The sequence below is a fragment of the Mycobacterium sp. NPDC050041 genome (genome assembly GCF_049541695.1).
Taxonomy (GTDB): Bacteria; Actinomycetota; Actinomycetes; order Mycobacteriales; family Mycobacteriaceae; genus Mycobacterium.
Map to the genome: position 1 here is coordinate 960172 of NZ_JBMVDG010000002.1, position 24599 is coordinate 984770.

The 24599-nt window shown below is 67.7% G+C and carries 28 protein-coding genes and 1 pseudogene; 17 read left to right on the top strand and 12 right to left on the bottom strand.

Features of this window, described 5'->3' with window-relative positions; translation table 11 throughout:
* Positions 1-19 precede the first annotated feature (19 nt).
* The gene (locus ACPCHZ_RS10035; protein WP_423484575.1) at positions 20-808 is read right to left on the bottom strand and encodes a TIGR02206 family membrane protein; all 789 of its coding nucleotides are present in this window, start codon (positions 806-808) and stop codon (positions 20-22) included.
* Positions 809-986: 178 nt separating this feature from the next.
* On the opposite strand from ACPCHZ_RS10035, the gene ACPCHZ_RS10040 reads away from it, so the two are divergent.
* Positions 987-1670 (top strand): hypothetical protein, encoded by a 684-nt coding sequence (locus tag ACPCHZ_RS10040; RefSeq protein ID WP_423484576.1) that lies wholly within the window; start codon positions 987-989, stop codon positions 1668-1670.
* Complete coding sequence (locus ACPCHZ_RS10045) at positions 1667-2041, top strand: hypothetical protein (RefSeq protein ID WP_423484577.1); 375 nt, start codon at positions 1667-1669, stop codon at positions 2039-2041. Before ACPCHZ_RS10040 ends, ACPCHZ_RS10045 begins: the two co-directional genes overlap by 4 nt.
* A gap of 27 nt (positions 2042-2068) precedes the next feature.
* Here the strand turns inward: ACPCHZ_RS10045 and ACPCHZ_RS10050 are convergent, their stop codons facing one another.
* Both ACPCHZ_RS10050 and ACPCHZ_RS10055 read right to left on the bottom strand, forming a co-directional pair.
* Positions 2069-3424 carry an acetamidase/formamidase family protein gene (locus ACPCHZ_RS10050; RefSeq protein WP_423484578.1) on the bottom strand — a complete coding sequence of 452 codons (1356 nt, stop codon included), beginning with the start codon at positions 3422-3424 and terminating at the stop codon, positions 2069-2071.
* 206 nt (positions 3425-3630) lie between these two features.
* Positions 3631-4287 carry a lysophospholipid acyltransferase family protein gene (locus ACPCHZ_RS10055; protein WP_423484579.1) on the bottom strand — a complete coding sequence of 219 codons (657 nt, stop codon included), beginning with the start codon at positions 4285-4287 and terminating at the stop codon, positions 3631-3633.
* A gap of 251 nt (positions 4288-4538) precedes the next feature.
* Between ACPCHZ_RS10055 and ACPCHZ_RS10060 the strand changes: the two are divergent.
* Positions 4539-5468, top strand: a pseudogene (locus ACPCHZ_RS10060) (YbfB/YjiJ family MFS transporter); the annotation flags it as partial.
* A gap of 107 nt (positions 5469-5575) precedes the next feature.
* Here the strand turns inward: ACPCHZ_RS10060 and ACPCHZ_RS10065 are convergent.
* On the bottom strand, positions 5576-6628 hold the full coding sequence (locus ACPCHZ_RS10065; RefSeq protein ID WP_423484580.1) for a class I SAM-dependent methyltransferase: 1053 nt from the start codon (positions 6626-6628) through the stop codon (positions 5576-5578).
* Positions 6629-6930: 302 nt separating this feature from the next.
* Here ACPCHZ_RS10065 and ACPCHZ_RS10070 point away from each other — a divergent pair, with 302 nt between their 5' ends.
* Positions 6931-8565 (top strand): long-chain fatty acid--CoA ligase, encoded by a 1635-nt coding sequence (locus ACPCHZ_RS10070; RefSeq protein ID WP_423484581.1) that lies wholly within the window; start codon positions 6931-6933, stop codon positions 8563-8565.
* 53 nt (positions 8566-8618) lie between these two features.
* Positions 8619-9167, top strand: a complete 549-nt coding sequence (locus ACPCHZ_RS10075; RefSeq protein ID WP_423484582.1) for a DUF1697 domain-containing protein — start codon at positions 8619-8621, stop codon at positions 9165-9167.
* A gap of 18 nt (positions 9168-9185) precedes the next feature.
* Here the strand turns inward: ACPCHZ_RS10075 and ACPCHZ_RS10080 are convergent, their stop codons facing one another.
* Positions 9186-9482: a hypothetical protein gene (locus ACPCHZ_RS10080; protein WP_423484583.1), complete on the bottom strand. Its 297-nt coding sequence runs from the start codon at positions 9480-9482 to the stop codon at positions 9186-9188.
* A 105-nt stretch (positions 9483-9587) separates the two neighbouring features.
* Between ACPCHZ_RS10080 and ACPCHZ_RS10085 the strand changes: the two genes are divergently transcribed.
* Genes ACPCHZ_RS10085 through ACPCHZ_RS10100 form a run of 4 tightly spaced genes read left to right on the top strand, consistent with a single transcriptional unit; the run spans position 9588 to position 12484 of the window.
* Complete coding sequence (locus tag ACPCHZ_RS10085; protein ID WP_364974713.1) at positions 9588-9833, top strand: BatC protein; 246 nt, start codon at positions 9588-9590, stop codon at positions 9831-9833.
* A 9-nt stretch (positions 9834-9842) separates the two neighbouring features.
* Positions 9843-11054, top strand: coding sequence for a cupin domain-containing protein (locus ACPCHZ_RS10090; RefSeq protein ID WP_423484584.1), 1212 nt, complete (start codon positions 9843-9845; stop codon positions 11052-11054).
* Positions 11051-11938 carry a sucrase ferredoxin gene (locus tag ACPCHZ_RS10095; RefSeq protein ID WP_423484585.1) on the top strand — a complete coding sequence of 296 codons (888 nt, stop codon included), beginning with the start codon at positions 11051-11053 and terminating at the stop codon, positions 11936-11938. The genes ACPCHZ_RS10090 and ACPCHZ_RS10095 overlap by 4 nt, the downstream gene beginning before the upstream one ends.
* Positions 11939-11998: 60 nt before the next feature.
* On the top strand, positions 11999-12484 hold the full coding sequence (locus tag ACPCHZ_RS10100) for a MarR family winged helix-turn-helix transcriptional regulator (RefSeq protein ID WP_423484586.1): 486 nt from the start codon (positions 11999-12001) through the stop codon (positions 12482-12484).
* Here ACPCHZ_RS10100 and ACPCHZ_RS10105 read toward each other — a convergent pair.
* The 3 genes from ACPCHZ_RS10105 to fucP all read right to left on the bottom strand — a co-directional run bounded on the left by ACPCHZ_RS10105 (position 12481) and on the right by fucP (position 15914).
* Entirely contained in the window at positions 12481-13227 is a 747-nt protein-coding gene (locus ACPCHZ_RS10105; RefSeq protein WP_423484587.1) for an SDR family oxidoreductase, read from the bottom strand. The genes ACPCHZ_RS10100 and ACPCHZ_RS10105 overlap by 4 nt on opposite strands.
* A gap of 90 nt (positions 13228-13317) precedes the next feature.
* A complete protein-coding gene (locus tag ACPCHZ_RS10110; protein WP_423484588.1) occupies positions 13318-14586 on the bottom strand; it encodes an ABC transporter substrate-binding protein in 1269 nt (422 codons plus the stop codon).
* Positions 14583-15914: an L-fucose:H+ symporter permease gene (gene fucP, locus ACPCHZ_RS10115; protein ID WP_423484589.1), complete on the bottom strand. Its 1332-nt coding sequence runs from the start codon at positions 15912-15914 to the stop codon at positions 14583-14585. The genes ACPCHZ_RS10110 and fucP overlap by 4 nt, the downstream gene beginning before the upstream one ends.
* 209 nt (positions 15915-16123) lie before the next feature.
* Here fucP and ACPCHZ_RS10120 point away from each other — a divergent pair, with 209 nt between their 5' ends.
* Complete coding sequence (locus ACPCHZ_RS10120) at positions 16124-16399, top strand: hypothetical protein (RefSeq protein ID WP_423484590.1); 276 nt, start codon at positions 16124-16126, stop codon at positions 16397-16399.
* On the opposite strand, the gene ACPCHZ_RS10125 is transcribed toward ACPCHZ_RS10120, so the two are convergent.
* The gene (locus ACPCHZ_RS10125) at positions 16386-17186 is read right to left on the bottom strand and encodes a M15 family metallopeptidase (protein WP_423484591.1); all 801 of its coding nucleotides are present in this window, start codon (positions 17184-17186) and stop codon (positions 16386-16388) included. The genes ACPCHZ_RS10120 and ACPCHZ_RS10125 overlap by 14 nt on opposite strands.
* A 172-nt stretch (positions 17187-17358) precedes the next feature.
* On the opposite strand from ACPCHZ_RS10125, the gene ACPCHZ_RS10130 reads away from it, so the two are divergent.
* A complete protein-coding gene (locus ACPCHZ_RS10130) occupies positions 17359-18225 on the top strand; it encodes a formate/nitrite transporter family protein (protein ID WP_423484592.1) in 867 nt (288 codons plus the stop codon).
* An 8-nt stretch (positions 18226-18233) separates the two neighbouring features.
* Positions 18234-18671 carry a cyanase gene (gene cynS, locus ACPCHZ_RS10135; RefSeq protein ID WP_364976691.1) on the top strand — a complete coding sequence of 146 codons (438 nt, stop codon included), beginning with the start codon at positions 18234-18236 and terminating at the stop codon, positions 18669-18671.
* 19 nt (positions 18672-18690) lie between these two features.
* Here cynS and ACPCHZ_RS10140 read toward each other — a convergent pair whose 3' ends face one another.
* Positions 18691-19188, bottom strand: a complete 498-nt coding sequence (locus ACPCHZ_RS10140) for a hypothetical protein (protein WP_423484593.1) — start codon at positions 19186-19188, stop codon at positions 18691-18693.
* Between the two features lie 210 nt (positions 19189-19398).
* On the opposite strand from ACPCHZ_RS10140, the gene ACPCHZ_RS10145 reads away from it, so the two are divergent.
* A complete protein-coding gene (locus ACPCHZ_RS10145) occupies positions 19399-20724 on the top strand; it encodes an MFS transporter (protein WP_423484705.1) in 1326 nt (441 codons plus the stop codon).
* Positions 20725-20735: 11 nt separating this feature from the next.
* Here ACPCHZ_RS10145 and ACPCHZ_RS10150 read toward each other — a convergent pair whose 3' ends face one another.
* A complete protein-coding gene (locus ACPCHZ_RS10150; RefSeq protein WP_423484594.1) occupies positions 20736-20996 on the bottom strand; it encodes a hypothetical protein in 261 nt (86 codons plus the stop codon).
* Positions 20997-21085: 89 nt separating this feature from the next.
* Here ACPCHZ_RS10150 and ACPCHZ_RS10155 point away from each other — a divergent pair, with 89 nt between their 5' ends.
* Positions 21086-21721 (top strand): cutinase family protein, encoded by a 636-nt coding sequence (locus ACPCHZ_RS10155; protein WP_423484595.1) that lies wholly within the window; start codon positions 21086-21088, stop codon positions 21719-21721.
* Positions 21722-21801: 80 nt separating this feature from the next.
* A complete protein-coding gene (locus ACPCHZ_RS10160; protein ID WP_423484596.1) occupies positions 21802-22233 on the top strand; it encodes a cupin domain-containing protein in 432 nt (143 codons plus the stop codon).
* Here the strand turns inward: ACPCHZ_RS10160 and ACPCHZ_RS10165 are convergent.
* On the bottom strand, positions 22210-22890 hold the full coding sequence (locus ACPCHZ_RS10165; protein ID WP_423484706.1) for a DedA family protein: 681 nt from the start codon (positions 22888-22890) through the stop codon (positions 22210-22212). The genes ACPCHZ_RS10160 and ACPCHZ_RS10165 overlap by 24 nt on opposite strands.
* 159 nt (positions 22891-23049) lie before the next feature.
* Here ACPCHZ_RS10165 and ACPCHZ_RS10170 point away from each other — a divergent pair, with 159 nt between their 5' ends.
* Both ACPCHZ_RS10170 and ACPCHZ_RS10175 read left to right on the top strand, forming a co-directional pair.
* On the top strand, positions 23050-23349 hold the full coding sequence (locus ACPCHZ_RS10170; RefSeq protein ID WP_364974679.1) for a hypothetical protein: 300 nt from the start codon (positions 23050-23052) through the stop codon (positions 23347-23349).
* A 57-nt stretch (positions 23350-23406) separates the two neighbouring features.
* Complete coding sequence (locus tag ACPCHZ_RS10175; protein WP_423484597.1) at positions 23407-24291, top strand: peptidoglycan recognition protein family protein; 885 nt, start codon at positions 23407-23409, stop codon at positions 24289-24291.
* Positions 24292-24599: the final 308 nt, after the last annotated feature.

Below are 24599 nucleotides of genomic sequence, written 5' to 3' on the forward strand. Positions count from 1 at the left end.
GTACTGGTGAATCCGTCGATCAGCCCGAGACGTCGCTGGACCCGACATTCCGCTCGGCGGTGTGAACCTGGGCTGCTGCCGTCGGTCGGATGCCCGGCTGTCGCCTCAGCCTTTCCCATGGCCAAGTCATCAGCGCCCAGACTCCCATCACGATCAGGATCTCGATCACGAGGTACAGCGGCCACGGGCCGAGCACGTCCAGGATCGAAGCCGTCGGCGGTTTCCCGTTGAGGTATCCGTAATTGGTCCCCGCGATCGTGTTGAACGTGAACGTGAACAACAGCCATCCCAGCGTCGCGACGACCGCGAACCGGTAGTCGCGCCATTGCGGACGCATCCGACGACCCCACGTCAGATAGACGGCCGACCACACCACGAGCACGTGCAACACGAAGAACGTGAGGAAGAGGTGGCTCGGGAAGTCGGGCGCCCCCTCCTGGGTAGTGCCGATGTCCGGGGTGAGCAGCGCCTGCGAGCTGAGGAGCAGACCCCAGTAATAGGTGAGGACGAACGCCCGATGCCGCTGCGTCCACAGCGCGTAGGCCGCCATGAGTTCCGCGATGTCGCAGAGTTGCAGCGGTATCGACGTGGCGAGGTCCGGCCGCATCAGCTTGTAGACCAGCGCCGTGCCGAACGCCGCCAGCAGCAGCACCGCCAGCATTCGACTCACCAGACGCGTCTGCGCGGCGCTCTCGCGGCGACCGTGCCACACCAGAACGGCTGCGCCGACCGCGAACACCCCGAGCACCACCACGTGAGATGGGCCGTATGCAACGAACTCGTGCTGCGATGAAACCAACTCGATCACCTCCTGCGCCCTCGAGCAACGCTGCGGGCCGTGACGATCATCCGCCCGGCGCGACGCCTCGTCACGATCCCGTGGAGGCGTGTCGCCAGACGCGGCAACATGCGCCGTGATGTTCGACGGCAGGGCGCTTCCGGCGCGTCAGAACCTCGAATCGATCGTGCGCGGGCATGATGCAGATGTGACTGCTGATGCCACTGTGATCATCGGGGCCGCCGCCGACGCGCCGCAGACCGAACCCGACACAGGTCCATTTCCGCCGACGCAGCGAACCTGGACGATGCCGAAGTCGTACGTCACGCGACAGCACGTCGACCGACTCGGTCGCTTCACCAGCAAGGCAGGTGCCGGCATCGCCGTCGTCGCGGCCGACGTCGCCAGATCGGGTGGCCGCGTGGTCAAGCAGGCGTGGTCGGCGATGGGCGTCGTGCCCCCCACTCTCCGGCTGCTCGCCGTTCTCGGCCTGCTCACGCTGCTGGGAATCGTCGGGTCGATCGCACTGGCCGACACGCCGAAGCTGTTCTGCGCCATCGTGATCGTTCCGGTCTGTTCCGTCGCATTCGGTGCGCTCGCCCACGGCTGGGTCAGCAGGAACGGTGACGTCGGGGTGCCCCGAACCGACGCACGCGATGCCGACGCCAAAGCGGCCGAGATCGCACGATCGGTCGTTTACGTCGACAAGAAGCTCACCGTCGCGCTGAGCGCCATCGGCACTGAGCACCACCAGCAGGCGGTGATCGCTCTGGTGCAGGCGAAGACGGCCACCGACCTGGCTCTGGGCGCAGACACCGGCGCGGCCCTGACGGTCGACGATCTTCGCCGGCGACCCCGCATCCAAGCGGGCCCGTCACTGGCGGCGTCGTGACCGACCAGTCCGCTGGACGCGTCGCGCTCGTCGAGGACGACTACACCCTTGTGATCAACCGCGGCGCCGACGCGGGCGTCGCAGCGGGCATGGTCTTCGCCGTCTACGGCCGCACCGGCCGGGTGGTCACCGATCCCGACACCGGCAGGGAGCTGGGCACGATCCGGCGGGAGAAGCTGCGGGTGAGGGTCTTCGACGTCCAGCCCCTGTTCGCGCGGGCGCATACGTTCGTCGAGACCGACGACTTCCACGGTCTGCTTCGATTCCCGTTCATGGCCGAGCCACCCGAAGACGTCGTCAGCATCGACGTCGGGGACAGCGTCGAACTCGTCAGCACGGATGAGGTCGCCGTGCGCCGTGACACTGGATAACACGCCTCTCTCAGACGTCTGCGCAATTCACGCGAAGTGCGACTTGAAGATCTCGCCGTGCACGCCCACCGTCTTGTCAACCACCTGCGAGACGTGGAAGTTCGAGGCCGCCGACAGATAGGCGTACGCGGTGGCGCGATCCATTCCGCGGTCGGTCTCGAGATAGTCGAGTGCATTGATCACGGCGCGACGCATCGCGACGTCGAGGTCGCTGCCCTGGCCGTCGCGGGCGCCGTCGGGATCGGAGAGGCCGATCGGCACCCACACGTCGGCGGTCTCTGCGAAGGGGTAACGGAAGGCCACCGACGGGGCGTCGCCCGACCCCTTCTTGCACACCGTGAGGCGGAAGGTGCTGCGCAACGATCCCTCCATCGCCGTCAGCGCGACCTCGCCGTTGCCCATCGCCATGTGCGGGTCGCCGACGTAGAACAGGGCGCCCTCGGCCACCACCGGCAGATAGAACGTGGATCCCTTGCCGAGCAGCCGGATGTCGATGTTCCCGCCGCCGAGGGTCGGCGGCACCGAATTGGACGTCGGCGCAGTCAGTTCGGGGTCCTGCGAGTAGGCGACGCCCATCATTCCCATGAACGTCTGCAGCGGGAAGCGGACCTTGGCATCGCCGTAGGCCATCACGCCCTGGCCGTCCTCGATGGCCGTGAACGTCGAGATGTTGCCGTAGGACATCGGGTCTTTGGTGGCTCTGCCATCCGCGGCGATCGGCGGCATCACTTCGGCCAGTGAGATTCCCGCCGGGGCGCCACCGTCGGCCGTGCGTGCCAGCGATCCCTTGCCGTGCCGGCTCGACACCACGCCGTACGGCACCCTCGGCACGGCTTCGAGGGTCTCGATCTTCAGCACGTCACCCGGTTGCGCGCCTTCGACGAACACCGGGCCGGTCACCACGTGTGGACCGTCCTTGTCGAAGTTCCTCGGTGTGCGCCGGTAGTCGCTCGCGATCGCGACGGCGTCCTCGAGCACGTCGCCCCGCGCGACGCCGTGACTGCCGAAGTACGTGACCGGGTCGCGGCCCTGGTCTTCGAGAATGCCTTCATGCGACACGGCGTCGATCGTGACGGTCTCGCCGGACCGCATCTGCATCACCGAGGTGGCGTGCACGTTCGGCACGTATCCCCACAGCACCTGGTCCGGGTTGGACGGCAGGTAGTGGTCACCGGGCGTCTCGCCCTGGCCGGGTCGCAGCACCGTGACGGGGCCCGCGACGGCGGCATTACCCGGTGGAGACGCACTGTCGTGCGAGCAGGCCGCGGCGACACCGGCGACACCGGTGCCCGCGCCCAACAGAGCCGCGGCGCGCACGAAGTCACGCCGCCCGATGCCGGCGACGAGTGTCTGCGCGGCTGTCCTGGCGAGCGATTCGGTCATGGAGGTCTCCTCGCTCGGCGATCGGCAGCACATCGGTCCGCGCCATTGCGTCACACGTCTTCTACCCGGTGCGTTGACTCGCCGAAACGGTCCGCACGTTTCCATTGCGTTTCGTTTCCCGGGCGGATATGAGCGACCGCGCAGCTAGGGCATCGGACGCGATGCGCTTCGACCGGTGAACAGCGGCAGCCCAGAAGCCGCCGCCCTCATCGTTCTTTCGCCATCGCGGTGATGCGCAAGTGGATCTCCTCGAGCAGATCGGTCACCGAGTCGAAGTCGGCCGGATCGATCGGCTCGCCGAAGAGGACGTAGACGGTGTGCCCGAACGACGGAAAGCTCCGACCCACCGGCAGCACCTTGTTGGCGTTCACCAGGCTCACCGGGATGATCGGCACACCGGTGCGCTTGGACAGCACCGCCACCCCGGGACGGTACGGGGCGACCTCGCCGGGCATCACACACTTCTGCTCCGGGAAGATGCCGACCAGGGCCCCGTCCGCCAATGCCTTGGCGGCGCTGTCCATCGCCTGCTTCCCGGATTCCGGATCGCCGCGCACGACCGGTATCTGACCGAGCACCTCGACCAGCCAGCGGGTGAGCGGTGACTTCCACAGCTCCGCCATCGCCATGGCGATCGCCTCACGGCGCAGCGCCGCCAGGATGAACAGCACGTCGATCATCGATGTGTGATTGGCCGCCAGGATGACTGCGCCGCTGTCCGGCACCACCTCGGCGCCGACGATCTTCGTCCTGATGACGCGGGTGATTCCCAGCGTCCACAGGACGAGCCGAATCGACCAGGTGACCAGCCACGCACGCTTACCGAGCCCGCGGATGCGCCGCCCTCGTCCACTCCCGGTCATCTGGTCCTTCGTTGTCGCCGTGCGGGGTCCGCGCATGAGACTACCGAGCTCGACGGCGCCGGGGACCCGCTCCGACTGAGAGCCGACGACTTGCAGCTGCGAGCAAACGGGTCGTGGCGGAGCCGCCGCGCGGTGCCGACGATGGCAGGATGAGCCGGCCCCACCCACACATCCACATCGCCCGCGGCGCAGCGACCTTGGCCGCGGCCATGGGCATCGGCCGTTTCGTCTACACACCCATCCTCCCGCTGATGACCGCGCAGACCGGTCTGAGCGCCGCGGCCGCCGGTGGCCTCGCCACGGCCAATTACGCCGGGTACCTCGCCGGTGCGTTGGCCGGTGTGGTGGTTCCCCGCCTGGTGCGCACGACCGTCACGCTGCGTGTCGCACTCGTGGTGGTGGTGTGCAGTCTGGCCGCAATGCCCCTGACGCACAGTGTGCTCGCGTGGTTGGCGATCCGTACCCTCGCGGGCTTCGCCAGCGCCGTGCTGTTCGTCATCGCGGTCGACTGGATGCTCGATCATGCCGGCCGCCGGTCTGCGCTGTCCGGGTGGGGATTCGGGGGCGTCGGCGTCGGTATCGCCCTGTCGGGTGCACTGGTGCTGGTGGTGCCCGCCTCGGGTTGGCGGGTCGCATGGTGGGCGGCCGCGGCGTTGGCCGCCGTGATCGCCGCCGTGGCCTGGCACCTGCGCGGTGCGGCGCCGATCACAGGGCCGTCGAAAGAGGATGAGCAGCAACCCGACTCGCGCCGATGGTTCGCCGTGCTGCTCGCGTGCTACACCCTGGAGGGAATCGGCTACATCATCGCGGGCACGTTCCTGGTTGCCGCCATCGGCCAGAGTTCACCGCAGTGGCTGGGCAACAGTGCGTGGATCGTCGTCGGACTGGCAGCGGCGCCGTCGGCGGCGCTGTGGGCCGCGGCGAGCAGACGCTGGTCGCACGCGACGCTGCTGGCGGTGGCACTCGCGCTGCAGGCGGCGGGAATCGCGCTGCCCGCCCTCGCCGGTGGCGCCGCAGCAGCGTTCATCGGCGCAGTGCTGTTCGGCGGCACCTTCATCGGGGTGAGCACGGTCGCACTGGCGGCCGGTCGCCTGCTCGCCTTCCCGCGTGCGGTCGCGGTGCTCACCGCGGGCTACTCGGTAGGCCAGATCCTCGGCCCGCTGATCGTCGCACCCCTTCTGCATCAAGGGTTTCGGTATGCCCTCATGGCGTCGGCCGTCGTGGTGTCGGCAGCGGCGCTCACCGCCGTCTGGCTGCGCATCGGCTGTCCGGCATTCGGCGACGAGCGTCACGGCCTCGCTTCGAAGATCATGTTGAACGGCGTCTCGGTGGCCCGCCGGAATCGCGTGAAACCGCCGTCGTCGACCATCACGCTCCTCAAACGGTGTTCGCCGGCCTGCGCACCGAGCGCAGGTCCCTGCTGGGACAGGGAAACCGGCACGCAGATCAGGGATGACGCACCGTAGAACAGGCGGCCGACGGGATTCAGGTTGTCGGTCAGGTGGTCACCGGCCATCGGCTCCACGAGCATGCAGTGGCCGTCCGGTTTGAGCGCCTCCCTCGCGCGCCGGGCGGCACCCGCCGGGTCGGCCATGTCGTGCAGGCAGTCGAAGAAGGCGATGACGTCGTAGTCGCCACCTTGGTAGGACGTCGCGTCCGCCGCCTCGAAGCGGGCGTTGCTCACCCCCGCCTCCGCCGCCCGGTCACGTGCGGTCTGGATGGACGCGTCGTGATAGTCGATGCCGACGAACTCGGATTGCGGGAATGCCTGCGCCATCAGGATCGTGCTCGCGCCATGGCCGCAGCCGACGTCGGCGACGCGCGCCCCGGCGTTGAGCTTGTCGACCACCCCATCGAGCGCGGGGAGCCAGGAGGTCAACAGGTTCGCGTTGTAGCCGGCGCGGAAGAATCGCTCGGTGCCCTCGAAGAGGCAGGGATGGTGCTCACCCCACTCCATGCCCTTGCCGGAGCGGAAGTCCTCGACCGCCCGTTCCCGTACCTGGAAGAGGTCGTTGACGATCTGGTAGGCGCCGGGCAGATCCACCGGCCCGTTCGGATCAGCAAGGCACAATGCCTGCTCCTCGGTCATGTGGTACTCATCGGTGTCGGCGTCGTATTCGACGTATCCGCCCGCGGCTTGATTCGCCAGCCACTCACGAAGATAGCGCTCGCTCGTGCCGGTCTTCTCGGCCAAAGCTGATGCCGACAGGCGCTGACCGGCCAGTGCCGAATACAGTCCGAGTTCATCCCCGATCAACATCAGGACCGCGCTGACCGAGGCCGCCAGATCGCCGACCGCCCGTCCCAGAAATGCGTTGAGTCTCTCCTCGGAAACGGTCACATCGTCCTCCTTCGCCCCGTGCAGAAACGGTGGCACATCGAACGAGGCGGCGTGACGGTTCGCACAAACCCGGCAGATCCAGACATATGTTAGCTGTTCTAGGCGATCCTGGTCAGGTCCTGCGCGCGGCCGTCGAGCGGCCGTGCCACATCAGTGCTTGTCGGAGGCCGTTTCTTTCGCGTGCGTCAATGAAGAGCGCCGAGCCGGGGAGCAGTATCGACACAATTCGTCAATTCGCTGAAAGCGACCTCCGGCGGTCGTAGCATCGCACCCACTGGCCGGTTGCCTGAAGGGCGGACGTCATGAAGAGCACGATGCAGACGGTTCCGCTGAGCATCACCACGATCATGCGCCACGCCTGCGACGTGCACGGCGACCGAACGGTCACCACGGCGATGGGTGACGGCGAGTATCGCCGCGTCTCCTATCGCGAACTCGGCGAGCAGGCGGCCCGAATGGCCAATGCGCTGCGCCGGCTGGGAATCGCCGGCGACGAACGTGTCGGCACCTTCATGTGGAACAACGCCGAGCATCTGGCGACGTACCTGGCCGTGCCGGCGATGGGAGCGGTGCTGCACACGTTGAACATCCGGCTGTCCCCGCAGCAGATCGCCTTCATCGCCAACGACGCCGAGGACAGGGTCATCTTCGCCGACCTCTCGCTCGCCGCGCAGCTGGCTCCGGTGCTGCCGTTGCTCGAGACCGTGCACACCGTCATCGCGGTCGGGCAGGGCGATGCGGACATGCTGTCGTCACCCGGCAAGACAGTGCTGCGCTATGACGACATCCTGGCCGCGGAGTCGCCGATGTTCGACTGGCCCGACATCGACGAGGATTCCGCGGCGGCGATGTGTTACACCAGCGGCACCACGGGAAATCCGAAAGGCGTTGTCTACAGCCATCGTTCCGACTACCTGCACTCGATGGCGGTGTGTTCGGGCAACGGTCTGGGTCTGAACTGCGCGGACTCCCTGGTTCCGATCGCGCCGATGTTCCACGCCAACGCATGGGGAATGCCCTACGCGGCCATGATGGCCGGCGCCGATCTGGTGATGACGCACCGCTTCCTCGACGCCAGATCGCTGGTCGACCTGATCGAGACGCAACGTCCCACGGTGGCCTGCGCGGTGCCGACGATCTGGAACGACGTCATGCGTTACCTGGACAAGAACCCCGGCCACGATCTCTCGTCGCTGCGGCTGGTGCCCTGCGGTGGGTCAGCCGTCCCCACCTCGATGATGAAGACGTTCCAGGAGAAGCACGGCGTGGAGATCGTCCAGGTGTGGGGAATGACCGAGACGTCACCACTGGCCACCGTGGCGCGCGCGGCGCCTGCCACCCCGAAAGACCGGATCTGGGCGGTGCGATCGAGCCAGGGCAGGCCCGTCTGCGGAGTCGAGACCCGGCTCGTCGACGACGCGGGCAACCCGCTGCCGCACGACGGAAAGGCGGTCGGCGAGATCGAGGTTCGCGGCCCGTGGATCACCGGCTCGTATCACCGCGGACACGACGAAGCGAAGTTCGAGGGCGGCTGGCTGCGCACCGGTGACGTCGGGCGCATCGACCCGCAGGCCTTCGTGACACTGACCGACCGCGCCAAGGACGTCATCAAGTCCGGCGGCGAGTGGATCTCCTCGGTGGAGCTGGAGAACCACTTGATCGCGCATCCGGCGGTGTTGGAAGCGGCGGTGGTCGCCGTGCCCGACGAGCGTTGGCAGGAAAGGCCACTGGCCGCCGTGGTACTCGAGGACGGCGCCGATGCCACACCGGCGGAGCTGCGGGAATTCCTCACGGACAAAGTGGTTCGCTGGTGGCTGCCCGAGCGGTGGACGTTCGTCGACGAGGTGCCCAAGACCGGGGTCGGCAAGTACGACAAGAAGCTGATCCGGTCGAGGTACGCCGAGAACGCCTATGACGTCCTGGAAGTCAGGGACTAGCACCTCGACCACAAGCCCACCGCGTCCATCGCGTTCTGGGTACCGTTGCGCGCATGGGCATGACGCGGTACGTGGCGCTGCTGCGAGGCATCAATGTCGGCGGGCGCAACAAGATCTCGATGGCCGACCTGCGTTCCGCGTTCGAGTCCCTCGAGTTCGAAGACGTCACCACCTACATCCAGTCGGGCAACGTGCTGTTCTGCTCGGATGCGCCGCGCGCGTCCCTGGAGTCCTCGATCGAAGGCATGCTCGAAGCCCGGCTCGGAATCCCGCTCGTGGTCGTGGTGCGCTCGCACCGCCAGGTACGGGCAGTGGTGCACCGTGCGCCGGCAGGTTTCGGTGAGCAGCCGGACACCTATCACTCGGACGTCGTGTTCTTGAAGCCGCCGCTGACCGCCGCGCAGGCGATGCGCATCGTCGACGTGCGCGACGGCGTGGACCAGGCGTGGCCCGGAACCGGAGCGGTGTACTTCGCCCGGCTCAGCGCGCGGCGGACAGAGAGCCGGATGAGCCGGATCGTGGGTAAGCCGGAGTACCAGATGATGACCATCCGCAGCTGGTCGACCACCACCAAGCTGCTTGCCCTGCTCGACCGGACCTGATCGGCGCGGTCGCGTCGTTCACGATCCGACGATGAGCAGGACCAGCGTGATCGACGCGGTGACCCCGAGGAACGCACCGGCCAGGAAGGCGCGCATCCACAGCCGGTGCACCGCTATCGCGCCGGCCAGCAACGCTGCAGCGGCCAGTCCGCTCAGGCCCAGCAGAGGGCCCTCGCGTAGCGGCAGCGCGAGCACCCCGGTGACGAGGAACCACCCGGCGACGACGCCCGCCCCGGCGACTGCGAGAGCCAACACCGACCGGCCGATGCGCCGCGACGGGGAGCGTGGCACCGGCTGGGGCGCGGGCGAGGTCATCCCGTCATGATGGCAGCGTTTCGGTCAGGCCTCTGGCGGCAACACCTCGACGGTGTAGATACTGCGAACACAGGTGGTACGCACGCAGCCCCGAGAGGATTCACCATGGCACTCGACGACGACGACATCACGACATCCGGTGGCGGGGAGGGAACCGCTGACGGCGGTTCGAACCCCGAGGGCCACGACGGCGGCGCGGACGGCACCGCAGGCGGGGAGGGAACCGCGGACGGCGGTTCGAACCCCGAGGGCCACGACGGCGGCGCCGATGGCACCGCAGGCGGGGAGGGAACCGCGGACGGCGGTTCGAATCCGGACGGTCACGACGGCGGCGCGGACGGAACCGCGTAGCCCTTTCTCATGCTGAGCCGCTGCATCGCCGTCGACCCTGCGGAGTTCGCGGAGCAGTACTGGGGCCGTAGGCCTCTGCTCAGCCGGTCCGGTGCACCGCCCCGCGACTTCGCCGATCTGCTGTCGTCCTCGATGGTCGACGAACTGATCGCCGAGCGCGGGGTACGTGCGCCGTTCATCCGCATGGCCAAGGCCGGCGACGTACTGGCGCGCAACTGCTACCTCGACTCGGCCGGCTTCGGCGCCGAGATGCCCGACCAGGTGGATTCCGGGAAGGTGCTCGGCGAGTTCGCCGCGGGCGCCACCATCGTGCTGCAGGGCCTGCACCGGTTGTGGCCGCCCGTGATCGAGTTCGTGCGGGGCATGGTCGACGACCTCGGGCACCCCGTTCAGGCCAACGCGTACGTCACGCCTCCGAGCCAGACGGGATTCGAGACGCACTACGACGTGCACGACGTGTTCGTTCTGCAGACCTGCGGGCAGAAGCGGTGGATCGTGCACGCACCGGTGTACGAGCACCCCCTGCCGTCCCAGCCGTGGACGGACCACCGGACGGCGATCGCCAGGCGCGCCGGGGAAGAACCGGTCATCGACACGGTGCTGTCCGCGGGCGACGCACTGTATCTGCCGCGGGGCTGGGTGCATTCATCTCACGCGCTCGACACCACGTCCATCCACCTGACCGTCGGCGTCTCCGCGGTGACGCGCCTCGACGTCCTGCAGGCCGTCGTGGACACGTTGACGACGGTCGGGGACTTCCGCGCATCCCTGCCGTTGGGCATCGACGCCACGAATCGGGACGACATGATGGCCACCGCCTCGAAGATCATGGCCGAGGCCATCGCATTCATGCGCGACAGCGCCGCCGAGCTCAGTGAGTCTGCGGCCCAGCGACTGTCGCGACGCCACGCCGACCGGACGCGTCCCGTCGCGGTCCGCCCGCTGGCGACGCTGAAGGCCACCGAGCACGCCGACACCGTCACGGTCCGGTGGCGTCACGGCCTCGTCGGTTCCGTCGAGGACCGCGATGGCTCCGTGGTTCTGCGGCTGCCGGACCGGACCATCACCTTCCCGGAGTCCTGCGCGCCCGCGGTGGAGGCGCTGCACCACGGGGCGGTTGGGAGAGCGGATTCCCTGCCGGGCCTCGACCGCGCGGACGGCGCAGTGCTCATCCGAAGGCTGCTGCGGGAGGCCGTCGTCGTACCGGTGAGCGGAGGATGACCTCGGCGAAGCGCGAACCGTGCAGTGACCAGTCCCTCGCCCGCAACGACACCATGTACGGCACGGCGTCCGCCGGGCACTCCTGGCTGATGCTCGAACTGGCGGGACCGTGGGGGCATTCGGCATTCCTGGACTCCGGCGCGGTCCTCGATCGTGACCTCGGCCGTGCGATCGCGCGTCGGGCCGAAGCCGCGGGCATGCGGATCGCCGCGATACGCCGCCCGGGCCGTCGCTCCGCCACACCGCGGTGGCGCTGGTTCGTCGCCCACTGCGACGAGGGCAGCGAGGCGCTGCACCACGGCGAGGTCGATGATGCCCGTGGATATCTGAGCCTCGCCCTCGACGGCTCCGACGGCGAGGTGAGCACGGACCCGCTCGTCGCCATCTGCGCTCACGGCAAGCACGACCAGTGCTGCGCGGTGCGGGGGCGATCCGCCACTGCGGCGATCGCCGCGCAGTTCCCCGAATCCACCTGGGAGTGCTCCCATCTCGGCGGCGACCGGTTCGCGGCGACGATGCTCGTACTGCCCGAGGGTCTCTGTTACGGCCGGGTGGACTCGGCCGACTCACCGGAACTGATCCGCAAGTATCTCGACGGCAGGCTCGACAACCGATTCCTGCGGGGCCGGACGTCGCTGCCGCATCCGGTGCAGGCGGCCCAGCATTTCGTCAGGGAGGCCACGGGCGAGGACCGCATCGCGGCGCTGTCGCCCCTGCACGTCGAACGCGATGACCACACCGTGCGCGTGGTGCTCAGCGCGGAGTCGGGACCCGTGGAGGTCGTGCTCGCCGAGGAGTTGTCCGAACCGCTCCTGTCGATGTGTTCGGCGAAGGCGTCGGGTCGGGTGCGCACCTTCGTGCTGGTGTCGATGACGCCGAGCTGATGCCGCCCAGCGATAGGATGCGTGAAAGATCACCCATCTGTTGATCGGAGACGCGTCGCGATGCCGAAACGTGACCCCTATCCGCTCAACGAGTCTCAGCAGCGAACCTGGCTGAACTACATGCGGGTGTACCACCGGCTCGAATACGAGATGAATCGTCAGCTGCTCGCGGATTCCAACGTCTCGCTGGGGGACTACACCGTGATGAATGCGCTGTCGCAGGCACCGGGGCGACGGGCGCAGCTCACCGCCCTGGCCACCACCATCGGCTGGGAACGCAGCCGGCTGTCACACCATCTGCAGCGGATGACCGGCCGGGGCCTGGTCGACCGGGTCAAGTCCGACACCGACGGCCGCGCCACCGACGCGGTGCTGACCGCCGCCGGCTGGCGCGAGCTGCGCGCCGCCGCGCCGCTGCACGCCGCGTGGGTTGCGCAAGCCTTCTTCGCCGACCTCGACCCGGCGCAGGAGACCGCCCTGGCCGACGCGCTGGCCGTCGTTCACGAGAGCCTCCTGCGGCACGGCAGCCTGCCCAGGCCGGATTAGAGCTGTCGCGAGCCGCCATCGACGAACAACTCGGTCCCTGTCATGAAGCTGCTCTGATCCGACGCCAGAAACACCACGGCCGAGGCGATCTCGTCGGGCCGGCCCAGGCGGCCCAATGGCACACTGGCGGCCTCCCCGTCGAGCAGCGCCTGATCCTGCCCACTCGGTGCCAGCCCCCGCAGCCCGGGAGTCTCCACCGGGCCCGGCACCACGGTGTTGACCCGGATCTTGCGGTCCACCAGCTCGGCAGCCCATGTGCGGCCCAGCGAGCGGATCGCGGCCTTCGACGCCGCGTACGCACCGAACGCGGGCACCCCGGCGGACGCCGCCGTCGAACCGGCCAACACGATCGATGCGCCCTCGTTGAGCAGCGGCAGCACCTTCTGGACGGTGAACACCGTTCCGCCGACATTGCGGGTGAGCGTGTCCAGCAGATGCTCCGGCGTCTCGTCGGCCAACGTGGCGAACTCGCCGCCACCGGCGTTGGCGAACACCACGTCCAGTCCCTCGCCGTGTTCCCGGATGGCGCCGGCGAGCCGTTCGAGATCGTCCGCTTCTGTGATGTCACCCTGCACCCCGGTCGCGTTGGCACCGATGGAGGCGACGGCTTCGTCGACACCGCTCTGGCGCCGTCCGGTGAGGAAGACGTGTGCCCCCTCGGCCGCGAGCCTCTGCGCCGTCGCCAGGCCGATGCCCGACGTTCCGCCGGTGACCAGAGCTGTCTTTCCGCTGAGCTGATTCACGGATACTCCTCGATTGTTCGGGCGGACGTTCCGCCGTACCCGTGACAACTGCGTGACATGTCACGTTATTCCATGCCGCGCCGCCCGGCGTCACCGTCCTGCGACGGGGACCTCGATCGAGTTCTGCAGCGTGTCGATGAAAGCGTCCTGGTTCTTGCTGACGACGAACGCGGCGACAGCGTCGTACACCGCCTGCTGGAAGCCGGTCGACATGAGTTCGCCGTGGGTGATCGACAGGACGATCTTGTCCTTCCACAGCGACTGTGAAGCCTGCCGCTGGTAGGCGGGCAAGGAAGACACGTCGACGTCGTCGCGGATCGGCACCGAGCCCTTCGCCCTGTTGAACTCCAGTGAGGTCTTGGGATCGGCGACGGTCGCCACGAAGTCCATGGCGTTGACCCCGTCCTTCGCCTGGGAGGACACCACGAAGGTGTCGACGATCGCGAGGTACGCCTCAGCTGTGCCGGGGTAGGGCACGTACCCGAAGTCCTTGCCCTCCACCGACTTGTTGGCGACGAGTTCGCCGTAGACGGAGTCGTTCATCGACAGGAAGGCGCACTCTCCGGTGGCCAGCTTCTTGGCCGCCTGGTCCCACGTCAGCCCGGCTGCGTTCGGGTCGGCGTGCGAGACGATCTGCGCGAAGGCCGAAAGAGCCTGTCGCAGTTGCGTACCGCGCCAATCGAACGAATCGTCGGTGATCTTGGACCAGCCGTCGGTGCCGGTGACACCCAGCAGCGTGTTCTCGAACAGTTCCGTGGCGGTGAACCTGTCCTTGGCGCCGAGGCACAACGCGGTCTTCCCGCCGGCCGAGACCTTCGCCAGGTCTGCTTCGAAGGCGGCCGTCGTGTAACCGGGGCCGGGTGCCCTCACTCCGGCGTCTCGCAACATCCGCTGGTTGAACCACAACACATTTCCGCGGTGCGAGCCGGTCGGCACACCCCAGGCCTTGACACGGTGCGTCGCCGCGTCGAGCAGCGCCTGCGGCATGGTGCGATCCAGGCCGGAACGCTCGTAGACCGCGGACACGTCGGCGATGCGGTCCGCGTCCACCCAGGCACGCAGCGAGCTGCCGAGGAAGGTCTGCCAGACGTCAGGCGGATCACCGGCCCGCAATCGCGCGGCGAGGGCAACCTGCACATTGCTGCCACCACCGCCGGTGATGGCGCCGTCGACGATCTCGACGTCGGGGTGGGCCGACGTGAAGGCGTCGAGCAGTACGTCCAGGGCGGGGCGTTCCGAGGACGACGCCCACCAGGACACCACCTCCAACCGGTCGGTCACTTCGGAGAAGTTCGCCTGCTGGCCGCCTCCGCAGCCGGCGAGGACGAATGCCAGCGCGATGATCCAATATCGCCTCATGCTGTTCGGTCTCCCACCTGGTGCGGCGCCGCCTTCAGGTCGAAGACGGCGAAACTGGTGACGACGACGAAGCAGAAGGCGGGCACGATGAACGAGAACGCCGGGCTCGTCGCATCGAGGATGCCGCCCTGGATGAGCGGCATCACGGCGCCGCCCACGATCGCCATGACCAGGCCGGCCGCGCCGAATTTCATTGCCGGACCAAGGCCTTGCAGCGCCACACCGTAGATCGTCGGGAACATCAGGGACAGGCAGAAGGACAGCGCGACGACGGCGGTCACACCGGCCACATTGGGCGAGAACATGGCGAACACACACAGCCCCACCGCGAGAGCGCCGAGCACCAGAAGGACTTTCGTCGCGCGGATCCGGCCGATCACCCACGTCATGATGAACCGGGATATCAGGAACACGATCAGACTGACCTGCAGCAGATACCCGCCGAGTTCGAGCGAGCCGTTGAGCGCCTGCTGCGAGTACTGGATCAGGTACGTCCACGTGCACACCTGCGCGGCGACGTTGAAGAACTGCGCGACCACGCCGTAGACGTAGCGCTTGTTCGACAGCAGGATCTTCAAGGGCCGCCGGCCGTCCAGGTCGCCCGACTCGAACTCCTCGACGATCGGTGGCGATTTCTTGATCGCGATCACCAGACCGATCGCGATGAGGACGAGACCCAGGCCGAGATACGGCCCCATGACGGCACCCAGTTGGCCGGCGCGGATGGTCTGTTCCTGAGCCGGGGTCAGGTTGGCCATGTTCACCGGCTCGTCCAGCTTCGGCAGGATGAGCGTGGCGGCCAGCAGCACGCCGATGTTGGTGCCCACCGGGTTGAACGCCTGCGCGAAGTTGAGCCTTCGGGTCGCGGTCTCCTCGGGCCCGAGTGACAGCACGTACGGGTTGGCAGACGTCTCGAGGATCGAGCAGCCGGCGGCGATGGCGAACAGCGCGATCAGGAACGCCTCGTAGGTCATGATCTTGCTGGCCGGGTAGAACGCCATCGCTCCTGCCGCGGCGAGCAGCACACCGGAGAGCAGGCCGGCCTTGTATCCGAATTTTTCGTTGATGAATGCCGCCGGGATCGCCAGCAGGAAGTACGCCCCGAAGTACGCCAACTGCACCAGGGACGCCTGGAAGGTGTTCATGTCGAAGATCTGCTTGAAGCCCGCCACCATTGGCGTGGTGAGGTCGGCCGCGACTCCCCAGGCTGTGAAACAGCTGATCAGAACCACGAACAGCAGGCCCATCCCCGGATAGACCAGACCGACCTTGGCCGGCTTGGCCGCCGGGGCGTCGGCGGGCTGATCGGCGTGGTCGGTCGTCGTCATGATCAGTACCTCTCTGGTGCTGAGGAATCAGCCGAGGTTTCGACCTGTGATGTAGATCACGCTACTCAGGTCGCGTGCCCGCGGGGCGACATTGCCGATGACGTTCGATGCGCCTCGACGGGCCGAGCCACAGCGACCGCTCAGCAATCCAGAGGATTTCCACAAACAACCCTTCGAGGTCCCTCAGTCCGCGCGCGGACAGTGGTGTCATGACCGCTTCGATCGAACCCCGCCGGAGGGCCGCCGGCGCCGCCTCCAGCAACGGCCGTCGCGGGTGGTGGCGACGCACTCCGGCCGCCAGGACCGCCCTGGCCGCAGCCTTCATGGCGATGCTGCTCGCCGTCGTCTACGCCACGGGGCAGTGGGCGTACGTGGTCGCCTCGCTGGCCGGCTTCGCCACCGCCATCACGCTGATCGCCGTCGGCATGATCGGGTGGGAACGCGTCGTCGGCTCCGCCCGGTCGGCGGGCCTCATCGAGCAGTGACCTGGCCCGCCAGTGAGGACGGGTCGACCACGAAGTCGAAGTACGTGTCCGGATAGGCCTCCGGCTTGAACGTGAAGTGCCACCACTCGTTCGGGTAGTTCTCCAGGCCCTGCGCCGCCAGGCCGTCCTTCAGGCGGAGCCGGTTCTTCAGCTGGTCGCCGTGGACCCTGGGATCCGTTGTGTGGGCCAGCGTGTCGAAGCAGTCGTAGCCCGTACCCATGTCGATGGTGTTGTCGGCAAACCGTTCGGGCTGGGGGGCGGTGCAGTCGACCAGCGGCTGACCGGGAACGTACGGGGGTGTCGATTGCGCGGGCAATGCCACGAGTGTGAGATCCACTGTGCTGCCCCGGCTGTGGCCCGACTTGTCGGCGATGGATCCGTCGGCGAACAGCTGTGACTTGTCCACCCGTGGGTAGAACTCGGCCTTCATCCGCTGGTCGAACGGATCCTTGGCCCATGCGACGAAGTCGTTGACGGCGCGCTGCGGCCGGTAGCAGTCGTAGATCTTCAGCGAGTAGCCGTCCTCGAGGAACTGCTGCTGCGCCCGGCGCAGCGCCTCGGCCGCCGGGCGGGTGAGGATGCACATCGGCGCGCGGTACCCGTCCACGGGATCCCCGGTGAAGTTGTGCGGCGTCACGTACCGGATGTCCAGCAGGATGGTCGGGTCGACGTCACTGACTGAAACGAAGTCCGGCGGAGCGGCGGGATCCACGGCAGACGCGGTGGGTGCCGTGGTGACGGACACGACGAGGGCGGCACAGGCGAGGCCCGTCATCAGAATCTTCATCCCGCCATTGCAGCACCGACGCGGCGAGCCGTCGCGGTAATGCGGCCGCAACTCACAGTCCGCGGCTCTGCGTTGTGCGGAGCCCGCAACATCGGCGCAGCAGTGACGTTCCCTTCCGGAAATAGCGTTGCGCGACGCTGCTGGAAACCGTCTCCTCCCGGAAGGGTCAGTCATGTCCTATGTCAGTCCGCCCGACTTCGTCGGCAAGATGATCGAAGCCGGAGAAACCAAGGCGCTGATGTCCACTCGGGACACCCTCATCCGCGCCTTCATGGCGGGCGCGGTGCTCGCGCTGTCGGCTGCATTCGCCGTCTCCATCACCGTCCAGACCGGCAATCCGTTGCTCGGCGCGGTGCTCTTCCCGGTCGGTTTCTGCCTGCTCTACCTGATGGGATTCGACCTCGTCACAGGCGTGTTCACGCTGGTGCCGCTGGCGTTGCTGGACAAGCGCCGCGGCGTGACCGTCAGGGCGATGTTCCGCAATTGGGGCCTGGTGTTCCTGGGCAATCTCGGCGGGGCACTGCTGGTCGCTCTGCTGATGGCGATCGTCTTCACCTACGGCTTCAGCGTGGATCCCAACGCCGTCGGGCAGCAACTCGGCGAGATCGGTCACAGCCGGACCGTCGGGTATGCCGCACACGGCGCCGCTGGGATGCTCACCCTGTTCATCCGCGCGGTGCTGTGCAACTGGATGGTGTCCACCGGAGTGGTTGCGGCGATGATGTCGACCAGCGTCTCGGGCAAGGTCATCGCGATGTGGATGCCGATCATGCTGTTCTTCTACATGGGTTTCGAACACTCCGTGGTCAACATGTTCCTGTTCCCGTCCGGGCTGATGCTGGGCGGTGACTTCTCGATCGGCGATTACCTGATCTGGAACGAGATCCCGACGATCGCGGGCAACATCGTCGGTGGTGTGACGTTCGTCGGACTCACGCTGTTCGCGACCCATGCGCGCACTGCGGCGCCCCGCACCGTCGTGCCCGATGTGCCCGCGCAGGTCGCCGCGGCGCTCGAAACGAACGGGGCGCGCTCGTGACACCGATCATGCCGAAGTCCGAGGCGGCCGAACTCGTGGTGGCGGCCCGTATCCGCAAGAAACTCAGCTGGGCGGACGTCGCCGCGGAGATCGACGCGCCCCTGGTCTGGACGGTGGCCGCGCTGCTCGGCCAGCACCCGATGCAGGCCGCACAGGCCGACACGATCTGCGCGCTGCTCGAACTCGACTCATCGGTGTCGGAAAGCCTTCAGCGTCAACCCAGCCGCGGCATCGACCCGGCGGCGCTCGCCGACCCGACGATCTACCGGTTCCAGGAGGCCCTCGCCGTCTACGGACCCGCGCTCAAGGAGTTGATCCACGAGGAGTTCGGCGACGGCATCATGAGCGCCATCAACTTCAACATCGAGTTCGGGCGGCGGCCACACCCCGACGGTGACCGGGTGGTGGTCACCTTCGACGGGAAGTTCCTCGACTACCGCTGGTGACGGGTTCTCCTGTAGCCGTTCAGATCCGGACCCAGATGACCCGGACGGGATGGCCGAGCACCGCCTCGAGCTGTTGCTGTTCCTCACCACCGAGGTTGTCCGTCTGAGGTCTGTAGGCCTCCATCGACCACAGCGCGAAGCCCATCGTCGCGTCGGCGGACTCATCGTTGAGGTCGTTGAGCGAGATCTCTGCCCCGCAGCACGGCGCGACGACCTCGAGCGGCCAGTAGCCGTCCTGCTCGGTGTGGCATCGGTCGAGTTGTTCGACGAACCACTCCATCGACACCGGCCCTACGGGTTGGCCGAGCACCTCAGCGCAACGGGGACACACCAGGCGCTCGAGATTCACCCCACCGGTGAAGAGTGTCACGCCATCTGAACGGTCGGCCTTCACTTCGCGGTGGCCCGAATCCGGGTACATCTGATCGGCGAACAGCGCCACGGCAGCCGACTCGTGCGGATCGTCTGGCGCCCACCTCGGATCGGTCGGGATCACCATGCAGTAGAAGCCACTCACGCGCCCACGGTAAGGGGCGCAGCACATAAGTTCACCGAGAACTGAAACGCGGCCGCGCCGACGACACCGCGTCGCGCGGCCGGCTGAGCGCGGACAATCGCACCGCGTCGACGGTGACCGGGCGGACCCGGACCGCGAATCGGCTCGCTGCGCCCCGGCACACCCACTATGTTGACCGCGATGTCCACGCCGTCCGAGTTCCCGCGTGGGATGGCCCTGCTGGTGGCCGGCGCGTTCTTCATGGAGATCCTCGACGCCACCATCATCGCTCCGGCCATCCCGCTGATCGCCGACTCGTTCGGCGTCGCGGCCGTCGACGTCAACGTCGCCATCTCGGCCTACATGGTGACGGTCGCCGTACTCATCCCCGCCACCGGATGGATGGCCGACCGGTTCGGCGTGCGGCGGGTGTTCATCACCGCCATCGCGGTGTTCACGGTGGCCTCCGTCGGGTGTGCAGTCAGCACGACCCTGCCCATGCTCGTCGGCATGCGGGTGCTGCAGGGGGTCGGCGGCGCGATGATGGTGCCGGTGGGTCGGCTGGCGGTGCTGCGCCGGTCCGGCAAGGCCGACCGGGTACGGGCGATCGCGCTGCTCACCTGGCCCGCGCTCACGGCGCCGGTGCTGGCGCCGGCGCTTGGCGGCGCCATCGCGACCTACGGCTCGTGGCGATGGATCTTCCTGATCAACATCCCGATCGGCATCGCCGGATTCGTGTTGGCGCTGCGCCTCGTCCGGGGCGGCCCGACGTCGTCGTCGAGGTCGCTGGACTGGCGCGGCATGCTGATCATCGGTGCGGGAATCGCGACTGCGCTGATCTCCCTCGAACACATCCGAGTGAGCGGAACCGACTGGTGGTTCGTCGGGATCGGCGGTGCGGCGGCCGTGGTGCTGCTGGGTTGGGCGCTGCGCCATCTTCTGCATGTATCGGAGCCGCTGGTGCGACTCGCGGTATTGCGCGTGCAGACGTTGCGGGTCACCGTGACAGCCGGATCGCTTTACCGCATGGTGATCACCGCGGTGCCGTTCCTGCTGCCGCTGCAGTTCCAGCTCGCCTTCGGGTGGTCGCCGGTCGCCGCCGGTCTCATGGTCGCCGCATTGTTCGCCGGCAATCTCGGCATCAAGCCCGCGACCACTCCGCTGATGCGCAGATTCGGTATCCGACAGGTGCTGTTGGTCAACGGAATCGCCTCGGTCGGCTGGTTCGCAGTGTTGGCGACGATGCAACCCGGACTCCCCGTCGCGGTGATCGCGCTGATCCTGTTCATCAGTGGCGCGCTGCGCTCGATCGGCTTCACGGCCTATGCCACGCTGGCCTTCTCCGACGTCGAAGGCGACGACCTCACCCACGGGAACACGCTGAACGCGTCGGTCCAGGAGCTCGCCGCCGGGCTCGGAATCGCCGTCGCGGCATTGCTGCTCAGCCTTCTCGCGTCCTACCAGACGACATATCTGGTGCTCGGGGCGGTGCTGGCCGTCACGCTCGTCGAGACGCTTCGGCTACCACGCGACGCCGGAGCACACGTCAGCCGCTGATGTGCGCCGGCTCAATCTCCGCCGCCGCCACACCCGCCGCCGCCACTACTCGCGCCGCCGCCGCCACAGCCGCCGCCCCCGCCGCCACTACTCGCGCCGCCGCCGCCACCGCAGCCGCTTCCGCCGTGACCACCGTGGTCGCCGCTACCGGCACCCCAGAATCCCGAATCGCCGGAATCGCCTGCACCTCTGCGGGCGAGAAACCGATAGACGGCGATCACCACGGCGATCACCACCGCGACAACGCCGATGGCGATGATCGTTCCCATCATGTGGGAAGCGTACGCCCGCCAGAAGCGCTCGCCTATTGTGGATTTCGCAAGAACTGTCACATTTCGCCCGCATTACGCGACATATCAGCATGAACTCGAAGCCCCGGATTCTCGGATACGTGTTGGCGCCGGCTGCCGTGCTTGCGCTGACTTCCACCGTCGCGCCCACAGCGGTCGCCGCGCCGTGCCCGGACGTGGAGGTGGTCTTCGCCCGCGGCACCACGGAGCCACCCGGAGTGGGCGGCACCGGCGGGGCATTCGTCGAGGCGCTGCGCTCGCAACTCGGACCCCGTTCGCTCGGCGTCTACCCGGTGAACTACCCGGCGAGCAACGACTTCGACTCCAGCACACCCGCGGGCGCCCGCGACGCCGTCGACCACATCCGGGCGACGGCGGCGAGCTGCCCGAACACCAGGATGGTGCTCGGCGGGTACTCCCAGGGCGCGGCGGTCATCGACATGGCCACAGGCGAACTGCCGCCCGAGGTGGCCGACCATGTCGCCGCGGTGGCCGATTTCGGCGGGCCCAGAAGCACATTCGCCGACAGTCTGTCGGCTGGTCCGTCACCGGTCATCGCACCGGCCTACGCCGGCAAGCTCATCGACCTGTGCGTGCCCAACGACCCGATCTGCTTCCAGGGTGGCTGGGACATGGGCGCACACACGGCATATGCCCGAAACGGCCTGGTGAACCAGGCCGCATCCTTCGCCGCCGGTCGGATCTAGTCCTCAGCCGGGGAACTGCTTTACGATTCTTCGCACGTTCCGGGGGAGAGGAAAGCATGAAGATCCAACGACTTTGCGCAGTGACGATCGGTGCGATCGGCTGCGGCGCGGCGTTCAGCGCCTCGGCGGCGGCCACTCCGCCTGAAGGTGACGTGGTCCGCACCGACCTGGCCAAGGGCGTCACCGACGCGCCCGTGTCCATCGTCACCGAGGCCGGCAGGCCGACGACGTTGATCGTGCAGAATCTCGTGCTCAAACCGGGGGCGGACAGCGGCTGGCACACCCACGAAGGGACGGAGTTCTCGGTCATCACCGCGGGCAGCGTCGCGCTGCAGCAGGCACCCGGCTGCGCCGTCGTGCGGTACGGCCAGGGCCAGGCGGTGTTCATCCCGGCCGGGGTCCCGCATCGCGTCGACAACGACGGCCCCGTCGACGCCACCGTGGTCGTCAACTACACCCTGCCCGCCGGCGCGCCCCCGCGCGGTGACTCACCCGACGTCTGCAGGAAGTGAGCCGGCATCGGGGTCGGCGGCGCGGCGACGTCGCGCCAGCACCACCCGGGTGACCGAGACGATCACCGGCAGCGACGACAGGCAGGCGATCGCCAGCACCAGCAGTTCGAGGTGCCGCGAGACGAAGGCGACGGTGCCGAGGTGGTATCCGACCGCCGGCAAACCGAATCCCCAGATGACGCAACCGATCGCGTTGAAAGTCGTGAACACCGCATGGCGCATCCCAGAGATCCCGGCCACCACGGGCGTGAAGGTGCGGACCACGCCGATGAACGGTGTGATGGTGAGGATCTTCGAACCGTATCTGGCGAAGAAGTCGTGGGACTCCGCCAGGTATCGCCGCTTGTAGATCCGGGAATCCGGGCGTTCGTACAGGCTCGGCCCGATCCGCCGCCCGACGAGATAGCTGCATTGGCTGCCCGCGATCGCGGCCGCGGTGGCGCACGGCATCAGTGTCCAGATGCTGACGTCGGCCGCTGCCTGTGCGGCGATCACTCCGGCAGTGAACAACAGGGTGTCGCCGGGCAGGAAGGGAACGAACAGCCCGCATTCGACGAACACGATGACCATGACGCCGGCGACGATCGCCGACGCGAACAGTCCGCCCTCGCCGAGCCAGTACATCGGATCGAGGAACTCCGGGCCCGCCGCGAGCATCACACTCGGCGAAGCTACCGCTGCGAGGTTTCGGGTCGGCGAACGGCGGCGGAAGTGTCGCCGCGCACGAATTCGGCGCGATGTGGCCGGCGGGTGAACACGGCGTAGCGACAGGGTTATCGACGTGTGGGTTGGCCCGGCAGCGGGGATCATGGGCCGGTGGAGGCTTTCGCATCGGTCTACGTCGACATGGCGGCCAGTCCAGCCGCGGTGCGTGCGGCGGTGACCGAACTGCCGCTGCCCGACGGTGTGCTCGAGGCGGTCGTCGACGACCGTTCGGTCACCGACACCTTCGGCTGCCGCATCGCCGTCGACCTCACCGGGACCTTCGACGAGCAGCACGACGGCCTGACGATCGCCCGTGGGTACGCCAGGCAGCTCGCCGCGCTACTCGGCGTCCCGGCATTCGCCTTCCCCGACCTGCTACTGCTCGACTCGCCGCACCGCTTCCTGCAGTGAGCCCCGGCGGGCAATTCGGCTGCAGGACAGCTCAATCGCCCCGGTAGATTCGTACCGATGCCTCAGACTTCCCGGACCGGTGACCCGGTGTGGCTGGTTGACGTGTTGCGTGGCGAAGGTGTGCACCCGGTCGAATACCCCGGTTGGCGATCGCGCGGGCACGGTGACTTCCGGGACATCCGCGGCGTGATGGTTCACCACACGGGCTCGGACAGTGCCGATGCCGGGTCCATCGCGCGCGGACGGCCCGATCTGCCCGGTGCGCTGTCACAGCTGCACATCGCCCGCGACGGCACCGTCACGGTCGTCGCCGCGGGCGTGGCGTGGCATGCGGGTGTCGGGATGTACCCGTGGCTGCCGACCAACATGGGCAATTGGCACACGATCGGTATCGAGTGCGCCAACAGCGGCACCGGCCCGTCCGCGCCGCACCGCACGAACTGGCCCGACGCGCAGTACTCCGCCCTGGTCCGTTGCTGTGCCGCGATCAACCGGCGGCTGGCGCAGACGGCGGACCGCACCATCGGCCACAAGGAGTACGCGGGCCGGGCGCAGGGCAAGTGGGATCCCGGAGCCATCGACATGCACCTGCTCCGCCGCGACGTGCAGGCGCGCATCGGCGTGGTGCCCTCGCCGGCGCCGACGCCCAAGCCGGGTGTGCCGATCGGTCGATACGCCGACATCCTGCTGTTTCGGGGTTCGACGGGCGCACAGGTCGCCGAACTGCAACGCCGACTGAAGTACGGCTATGCCGCCTACGGGGGTCACCTGGTGGTCGACGGCGTGTACGGCGAACAGACCGAGGCAGCGGTCAGAGAATTCCAGCGACGAACGCCTGACCTCGTCGTCGATGGTGTGGTCGGACCGGCCACGGCGGCCGCCCTCCGGCTGCGGATCGTCCCCGAAGTACGCGCACCCTCGGCGGCAGACGCGGGGGTCTGACCTGCCCGCCGATCGTCCAGCGAACACCCGCGACCGCGGTCCGGCGTCGTCCGGACGACGTCCACGGCGCCGACCAGAACAGTGGCGGTCCCTGTCAGCAGTTTGCTGGGTGCGCAGGCTGTGATTTGGCCCTCACTTCACCGGTCGAAACTAAGAAATCCTTAGTCGCGTGCTCGAACAAATTGATCAAGCAAGAATTGCTGTGGCGCTAACCCAGCAGCTGGAGGTGCCACCAACGATTCGCTGAGGAAGGGTAACAACTCGATAACGATCGGTTTCTTAAGCATGGTCTGAGAGTAAAGAACGTT

What these genes read in the sequence shown, in the direction of transcription:
- ACPCHZ_RS10075 (WP_423484582.1), top strand. Translation starts at nt 8,619, where the DNA reads ATGGGCATGACGCGGTACGTGGCGCTGCTGCGAGGCATCAATGTCGGC.
- ACPCHZ_RS10130 (WP_423484592.1), top strand. Translation starts at nt 17,359, where the DNA reads ATGTCCTATGTCAGTCCGCCCGACTTCGTCGGCAAGATGATCGAAGCC.
- ACPCHZ_RS10095 (WP_423484585.1), top strand. Translation starts at nt 11,051, where the DNA reads ATGACCTCGGCGAAGCGCGAACCGTGCAGTGACCAGTCCCTCGCCCGC.
- fucP (WP_423484589.1), bottom strand. Translation starts at nt 15,914, where the DNA reads ATGACGACGACCGACCACGCCGATCAGCCCGCCGACGCCCCGGCGGCC.
- ACPCHZ_RS10110 (WP_423484588.1), bottom strand. Translation starts at nt 14,586, where the DNA reads ATGAGGCGATATTGGATCATCGCGCTGGCATTCGTCCTCGCCGGCTGC.
- ACPCHZ_RS10125 (WP_423484591.1), bottom strand. Translation starts at nt 17,186, where the DNA reads ATGAAGATTCTGATGACGGGCCTCGCCTGTGCCGCCCTCGTCGTGTCC.
- ACPCHZ_RS10055 (WP_423484579.1), bottom strand. Translation starts at nt 4,287, where the DNA reads ATGACCGGGAGTGGACGAGGGCGGCGCATCCGCGGGCTCGGTAAGCGT.
- ACPCHZ_RS10050 (WP_423484578.1), bottom strand. Translation starts at nt 3,424, where the DNA reads ATGACCGAATCGCTCGCCAGGACAGCCGCGCAGACACTCGTCGCCGGC.
- ACPCHZ_RS10080 (WP_423484583.1), bottom strand. Translation starts at nt 9,482, where the DNA reads ATGACCTCGCCCGCGCCCCAGCCGGTGCCACGCTCCCCGTCGCGGCGC.
- cynS (WP_364976691.1), top strand. Translation starts at nt 18,234, where the DNA reads ATGCCGAAGTCCGAGGCGGCCGAACTCGTGGTGGCGGCCCGTATCCGC.
- ACPCHZ_RS10165 (WP_423484706.1), bottom strand. Translation starts at nt 22,890, where the DNA reads ATGCTCGCGGCGGGCCCGGAGTTCCTCGATCCGATGTACTGGCTCGGC.
- ACPCHZ_RS10150 (WP_423484594.1), bottom strand. Translation starts at nt 20,996, where the DNA reads ATGATGGGAACGATCATCGCCATCGGCGTTGTCGCGGTGGTGATCGCC.
- ACPCHZ_RS10175 (WP_423484597.1), top strand. Translation starts at nt 23,407, where the DNA reads ATGCCTCAGACTTCCCGGACCGGTGACCCGGTGTGGCTGGTTGACGTG.
- ACPCHZ_RS10120 (WP_423484590.1), top strand. Translation starts at nt 16,124, where the DNA reads ATGACCGCTTCGATCGAACCCCGCCGGAGGGCCGCCGGCGCCGCCTCC.
- ACPCHZ_RS10100 (WP_423484586.1), top strand. Translation starts at nt 11,999, where the DNA reads ATGCCGAAACGTGACCCCTATCCGCTCAACGAGTCTCAGCAGCGAACC.
- ACPCHZ_RS10155 (WP_423484595.1), top strand. Translation starts at nt 21,086, where the DNA reads ATGAACTCGAAGCCCCGGATTCTCGGATACGTGTTGGCGCCGGCTGCC.
- ACPCHZ_RS10145 (WP_423484705.1), top strand. Translation starts at nt 19,399, where the DNA reads ATGGCCCTGCTGGTGGCCGGCGCGTTCTTCATGGAGATCCTCGACGCC.
- ACPCHZ_RS10090 (WP_423484584.1), top strand. Translation starts at nt 9,843, where the DNA reads ATGCTGAGCCGCTGCATCGCCGTCGACCCTGCGGAGTTCGCGGAGCAG.
- ACPCHZ_RS10085 (WP_364974713.1), top strand. Translation starts at nt 9,588, where the DNA reads ATGGCACTCGACGACGACGACATCACGACATCCGGTGGCGGGGAGGGA.
- ACPCHZ_RS10070 (WP_423484581.1), top strand. Translation starts at nt 6,931, where the DNA reads ATGAAGAGCACGATGCAGACGGTTCCGCTGAGCATCACCACGATCATG.